This is a genomic window from Kitasatospora sp. NPDC057738 (assembly GCF_042798815.1).
Lineage (GTDB): Bacteria > Actinomycetota > Actinomycetes > Streptomycetales > Streptomycetaceae > Kitasatospora > Kitasatospora lactacystinica.
This window is the reverse complement of record NZ_JBHVJT010000102.1, coordinates 24,732-30,574: the sequence shown is the minus strand read 5'-3', so window position 1 is coordinate 30,574 and position 5,843 is coordinate 24,732. Positions and strand designations below refer to the sequence as shown.

The 5,843-nt window shown below is 71.5% G+C and carries 6 protein-coding genes; 4 read left to right on the top strand and 2 right to left on the bottom strand.

Annotation, left to right across the window (positions count from 1 at the left end; genetic code table 11):
• Positions 1 to 894: 894 nt before the first annotated feature.
• Positions 895 to 1,644: an SDR family NAD(P)-dependent oxidoreductase gene (locus ACFVGO_RS36210; RefSeq protein WP_380636381.1), complete on the bottom strand. Its 750-nt coding sequence runs from the start codon at positions 1,642 to 1,644 to the stop codon at positions 895 to 897.
• Positions 1,645 to 1,737: 93 nt separating this feature from the next.
• Between ACFVGO_RS36210 and ACFVGO_RS36205 the strand changes: the two genes are divergently transcribed.
• The 4 genes from ACFVGO_RS36205 (at position 1,738) to ACFVGO_RS36190 (ending at position 5,241) form a co-directional block, all read left to right on the top strand.
• Complete coding sequence (locus tag ACFVGO_RS36205; protein WP_359910722.1) at positions 1,738 to 2,148, top strand: helix-turn-helix domain-containing protein; 411 nt, start codon at positions 1,738 to 1,740, stop codon at positions 2,146 to 2,148.
• Between the two features lie 79 nt (positions 2,149 to 2,227).
• The gene (locus ACFVGO_RS36200; protein WP_380636379.1) at positions 2,228 to 2,893 is read left to right on the top strand and encodes an SMI1/KNR4 family protein; all 666 of its coding nucleotides are present in this window, start codon (positions 2,228 to 2,230) and stop codon (positions 2,891 to 2,893) included.
• A complete protein-coding gene (locus ACFVGO_RS36195) occupies positions 2,878 to 3,387 on the top strand; it encodes a PH domain-containing protein (protein ID WP_380636377.1) in 510 nt (169 codons plus the stop codon). The genes ACFVGO_RS36200 and ACFVGO_RS36195 overlap by 16 nt, the downstream gene beginning before the upstream one ends.
• Positions 3,388 to 3,546: 159 nt before the next feature.
• Positions 3,547 to 5,241 (top strand): DUF4157 domain-containing protein, encoded by a 1,695-nt coding sequence (locus ACFVGO_RS36190; RefSeq protein ID WP_380636375.1) that lies wholly within the window; start codon positions 3,547 to 3,549, stop codon positions 5,239 to 5,241.
• Positions 5,242 to 5,321: 80 nt separating this feature from the next.
• Here ACFVGO_RS36190 and ACFVGO_RS36185 read toward each other — a convergent pair whose 3' ends face one another.
• A complete protein-coding gene (locus ACFVGO_RS36185; RefSeq protein ID WP_359910675.1) occupies positions 5,322 to 5,627 on the bottom strand; it encodes a hypothetical protein in 306 nt (101 codons plus the stop codon).
• Positions 5,628 to 5,843 lie beyond the last annotated feature (216 nt).

The following is a 5,843-nucleotide window of genomic DNA, read 5'->3' as shown; positions in this document are numbered from 1 at the left end:
CCAGCACCACCGACCAGGCCGCCCCCCAACCCTCCCAACCACTCTTCGCACCACGCGGGAATCTCACCCCACCGACTTCCTGCGCGGCAGCACACGCCGATCGCCCCGCCCCAAAACCCGGCCACCCCACGCGCGGGAAGTCGGCCCCAGCGACTTCCCGCGCCTGGGGTGGATTGAGACCCGATCACCCCACCCCTCCCGCAGACCAGCCGCCCGCACAGGAAGTCGGACCCGCCGACTTCCTGCGCACCGGCTCGATGAAAGGACAGGGCCGGTCGGAGCCGCACCACCCCGAACAACCCACGCCCAAGCCCCGGCACCGCACGAAAAGTCGACCCCGCCGACTTCCTGTACGCCAGCCCAGACCGAGCGTTCTGCGAGGGCACGAGAGGTGCGCCCGTTGCACCGAAGGCCGGCTCCGATCAACGCGGTTGACGTTCGGCAAGGCCCCGTTCCGACGGAAACAGGAGCCAGCGCAGCCCCGACCCGAGCGACCTCTCGGCCACCAGGGCGTGTGTCGAAAGCACTGGTCACAGCCATTCGTTGACGGCTTCGACCAGCACCGTTGCTTCGTGGCGGACAGCGAGTTCGTCGTGTCCCGTCCCGTGGCTGCCGCGCGGTGGCGCTTGAAGCGGTGGATCACCATCACGGTGCCGCCGAGGCCGGTGCGGCGGCGCCCGGCACCCACCCTTCGAGAACGGATCCGTCACGACGGGCGCCACACCACGCCCGCCCCGGACCGGGTACCGCGAGGGCGACAGGGCCGGCCACCCGTCAGCTGCGCGAGCCACGCCGAGGCGGCCGCACGCACCTCCTGCGGACGTTCACCGATCCGGCCGCGGGAAGTGCCGACCCCAGGCACACAACGGAGCCCGCAGCAGAACGGACGGGACGTCAGCGCATGCCACCGGAAGCGAGGATGACATCCCCGGTGATCCAGCGCGCGTCGTCGGAGGCCAGGAAGGCCACCAGCGGGCCGTAGTCGTCCGGGGTGCCCGTACGGCCCAGCGGGGTACCGGCGATCGCCTGTGCTTCCTGGGCCGAGCCGGGGAATCCCATGGCCCTGGTGCCCTCGGTGTCCGACGGTCCGGGCATGATCGCGTTGACCCGGATGCCGCGCGGGCCCAGTTCCTTGGCCGCCACGATGGTGAACGCGTTGACGGCGCTCTTGGACGCGACGTAGAGCGAGGCGTACGGCGGGTGGGTGAGCGTGCCGGCCGTCGAGACGTTGATGATCGACGCGGCGCCGATGTCGTCCTGCGCGGCGAGGGCCTGCGTCGTGAGGATCGTCCCGAGCAGGTTCGTGGTCATCTCGCGCTGGAACTCCTCCTCGGTGATGCCCGACAGCGGCGCGAAGGCGGCGACGGCCGCGTTGTTCACGAGCACGTCGACCGGTCCGTACTCCTCGCGCGCGCGATCGAACAGATGGCGCACGTCGTCGCCGCGGGCCACGTCCGCCCGGACCGCGATCGCCCGGCCGCCCTCGGCGGTGATGCCCGCGACGACCCGTTCGGCGCCCTCCGCGTCCTCCCGGTAGTTCACCACGACGGCCGCGCCGGTCCCGGCCAGCGCCTTGGCGATCCCCGCGCCGAGGCCCTTCGACGCTCCCGTGACGATCGCCGTACGTGCGTTGCTGCTGATCACAGTGACTCCTCGAACGTTGGTGCCTGCGGAAGTCACCGTAGGAAAGCTGGTTACTGCGAGGAAGTACGTACTTTTTTGTAACCTCATGACGTGATGGAAACTCAGCACGTCGCGACGGCCGCCCGGCTCCTGGCCCACGACACCTTCGACAACAGGTGCGTGCTCAGGCCGATCATCGATCAGACGACGAGCCGCTGGGCGACACTGATCGTCTCGGCCCTCATCGCCGGCCCGCACCGCTTCGCGCAGCTGCACCAACGAGTCGGTGGCATCAGCCAGAAGATGCTGTCGCAGAACCTCAAGGCACTGGCCCGGGCCGGGCTCGTCGACCGCCGTGTCGCGCCCACCACCCCGCCCCAGGTCACCTACAGCCTGACGGAACTCGGTGTCAGCCTGGCCGGGCCGCTGACCGAACTCATCCAGTGGTTCGGCCGGCACGGGGACGAGCTCCTCGCCGCCCAGGAGCACTACGACAGCCGGCAGGAGTCACAGCGCGCGTCCTGAGCGGGACGGCAGCCTGTCGGAACCGTCGCCTAGAGTGCGGCATCCAGTACGACGACGACGGCCGACAAGAGGATGGGCGATGACCGAGGCGTGGACCCGACTGCGGGCGATCATGGGAGAGCCGGTGTACACCCCGGCGCGGGTCCCGTGGGAGCTGGCGCCCGCCGAACTCGGGGTCCAGCTGCCCTCGGACTACCGCGCGTTCGTCGACCTGTACGGCGGGGTGAACCTGAACGGCGAGTGGGGCGTGTACACGCCGAGCGAGAAGCCGTCCTTCTACGAAGCGCCGGGCGGCCTGGCGGACTGGCGCATCACGAACGACGTCGATCTCCGCGACCAGATCGAGGGCGAGGAGCAGTGGTGGGACCGGCCGGGCCCCACCCCGGTGTTCCCGGACCCGGGCGGCCTGCTGTCCTGGGGCTGGAACAGCAACCACAACCAGTGCTGCTGGCTGACGACCGGTCCGGACCCCGAGCAGTGGCCGGTGACGGTGTTCTACGAGGACCGGCTCGACCACTTCGACGGCGGCTTCGCGGAGTTCCTGGCAACCGTGCTGACCGGCGGTTACGCGGCGGAGGACGAGCTGCTGGTGCGCGCGGACCCCGAGGTGTGGGGGCCTCAGCCGGCCCGACCCCTCTGGTCTCCCAAGAGCGACTGGGCGGGCAGGAACTGGGGCGCCGAGTGGGGCATCGAGGGGTTCCTCGCCGCGCCCGGGTCGACGGAGATGCCGTGGGTCAGGACGTGACGGGCGATCGGCGCGACGGGCAGCTCCGCTTCAAGGCGCCGATCCGGTACCGGCGGACGGGCCGGCGGACCTTGGTCCTCTTCCCGACCGCTCTGGCCTGCGCCCTCGCCTTCGTCCTCGCCGCGGGGGCCAAGGGCCGGGATCCCGCGATGATCGCGGCCTTCACGCTCTGCCTGATCGTCGCCTACGTCGTCGCCGCCTCCTTCGTGGGCCCGTTCTGCGGCAGTACCACGGTGGATTCCGCGGGCCTGACCACGCGGACCCTGCTGAGGACACGTGTGGTCACCTGGCCGCAGGTGCGGTCGTTCGGGGTCTCGCCGGAGGTCAACCGCGGCATCGAGCACTGTCTCCTGGAGGTGCGCCTGCACCGGGGGCGGGCAGTCGTCCTGCCGGGCCTGGTCGCGTCGAGCGCGGACGACCCGGAGCTCCGGTCGCGCCTGTCCCAGCTGCGGGCCGCGTGGACCGCGCACCGATCCGCTGCCGCGGCCGGGTGACGCGGCTCGACGGGCGCGCTGCCCCGGCCGGGCCGGCCGGGCGGCCCGGCCGGGTCTGCCCCGCGGGGGCAGTGACTCTGCCCCCGCGTACCTGGCCGGGGGCCGACCGTGGCACGTATACAGGAGGCTGAGCCGTCCTCCGCCCCGAAAGGGTCCCTCATGCACGCACGGGAAGCCGCCAGAACGCCGGACGGCGCCCGCTCCGGCCGCCAGGGCGCCGACTCCGCGCGGACGGCCCGCACCGCAGCCGTACCGGTGCGGCCGGGGGCGGGCCTTCCGTCCCCGCAGGAGGTGGCCGCCCTGCAGCGCACTGTCGGCAACGCCGTCGTGGCCCGGATGTTCGAGGAGGCCCGCCACCGGCACGCCCCGGGCTGCGGCCACCAGGAGCCGGGCGGCGGCGGGGAGCCCGTGCAGCGCTCCTCCGTGCACCGGGTCCTCGGGTCGCCGGGCCGGCCGCTCGACGCCGGGCTGCGGGAGGAGATGGAGCAGCGGCTGCGGGCGGACTTCTCCGACGTGCGGGTGCACACCGGCACGGCCGCGCAGCGTTCGGCGCAGGAGGTGGGCGCCCGCGCCTACACCTCGGGCAGCCATGTCGTCCTCGGTGCCGGAGGGGCGGACAAGCACACCCTGGCCCACGAGTTGACCCATGTGATCCAGCAGCGCAACGGCCCGGTGGCCGGCACGGACCACGGCAACGGCCTGCGCGTCAGCGACCCGTCCGACCGCTTCGAGCGCGAGGCGGAGGCGACCGCGCGCCGGGTGATGGCGGCGCCGGTGCAGCGGGCCGTCGCCGTCCCGGACTCGCCCGGCCGCGCGGACCGTGCCCCGGTCGGGGCGGTACCGGGCGGGGCGGCCGCGGCGGTGCAGCGGGTCGTCACCGTCGCCAGGGGAACCCTCAGCACGGCGGAGGAGACCGAGAAGGTCCAGTGGAAGGCCGAGCGTCACAAAAGACTGCCGGCGGCGGACAAGCAGGCGATCCTGGCCGAGATCGGGAGGATGGCCGAGGCGGACGAGACCGAACACTTCACCTCGTACGAGAAGCTCATCGACGCGGCCCACGCCCGGGTGCGGGCGGCGAGCGGGCAGAACCTGGCGCCGGTGACCCCCGCCGCGATCGCCACCGGGGGCTTCCAGCACGCGCTGACGATCTCCGACGAGGAGCAGATGAAGCGCCACAAGGAAGTGCGCCGGCGGCTGTCCCTGCGCGGGGTCGGCCTCGATCTGGAGGCGTTCCGCAACCGGCAGGCGATGGTGAACCCGTTCACGTACAGCGACGTGGAGGACGGCGCCTCCTACACCATCGGCGCCGGCGGGAACTTCGTCCTCGGCAGCGTGCAGGAGGGCGACTACTCCCAGCTGTTCGACCTGGCCAGGACCAACTCGGGGCTCACGGAGCAGCAGTTGGCGAACCGGTTCATCAAGGCGCTGTCGGAGAGCGGCAGCAAGCCGTTCGACGATCTGCCCAAGGACGCGCAGAAGTACTGCGCCAAGATCGTGGCCATCATCCAGGGCGCCGAGTTCCGCCGGGCCGCCGCCAACCCGACCGCGGCCGTCGCGGCGTTCAACAAGGTGGTCACCGGTGAGACGGCCACGCTCCACGAAGCGATGAACCGGTTCACCCTGTTCGCCAAGACCGGCGGCGGATCGGCGGACTCGCAGTACCACCGCGACAGCAAGGAGCCCGACGCGGAGCTCAACGCCCGCATCCTCCAGGAGTTCAGGTCACTGGCCCAGCTCGTGTCCGCGAACGGCTTCGACCCCAACGACGAGAATCAGTTCTACACGGCCTGCGAGACCATCGCGGTCGGCTCCATGAACTCCTTCAAGTCGAACTTCAGCTACACGATGACGTGAGCGGACCGGCCCCCGGGACCCCGCAGGCGCCGGGGTGTCGGCCGTCGCCGCGACGACGGCCGACACCCGTGTGCGGTGGGTCAGTTGTCGTTGTTGACCTTGGTGTAGGCGGAGCTGTAGCCGGTCGGACAGTAGAGGGTGTCGCTCCCGTTGCCCATGTGCCAGGAGCCGAAGACCGTCGTCTGGTTGCCCTTGACGTTGTCGTTGTTGCAGACCAGCACCAGCTGCCAGTGGTTCTTGGTGGCGGTGGTCTGGCAGCTCACCGACCCCCAGTTCGTGCCCTGGGTGGTGCTGCAGTACGAGGTCGCCGACGCCCCCGGCGCCGCCATCACACCGGCGGCCACCAGCAGCGCCGCACCGGTTCCCAGAGCCGCAATTCGACGCATGGCCTTCTCCTTCGTCGCATCTCGAACAATCGGTGCGGTCAGCATGCCGAAGATGCGATCGGATGTATCCACCGTCGGCGCGACTGGCCGAAACCGGCCCGTCCGCTTCCTGGGGCAGCAGCCGCCGGAGCCGCCGCACGCCCGGGGCGGACGAGAGGGGGGGGGGGGGGCGCGCGGGATGGCCGAGCAGCTACCAGGCTCCCCCCCGCGGAGGAG

Coding starts and splice junctions, on each gene's coding strand:
- ACFVGO_RS36205 (WP_359910722.1), top strand. CDS start 1,738: ATGGAAACTCAGCACGTCGCGACGGCCGCCCGGCTCCTGGCCCACGAC.
- ACFVGO_RS36200 (WP_380636379.1), top strand. CDS start 2,228: ATGACCGAGGCGTGGACCCGACTGCGGGCGATCATGGGAGAGCCGGTG.
- ACFVGO_RS36190 (WP_380636375.1), top strand. CDS start 3,547: ATGCACGCACGGGAAGCCGCCAGAACGCCGGACGGCGCCCGCTCCGGC.
- ACFVGO_RS36185 (WP_359910675.1), bottom strand. CDS start 5,627: ATGCGTCGAATTGCGGCTCTGGGAACCGGTGCGGCGCTGCTGGTGGCC.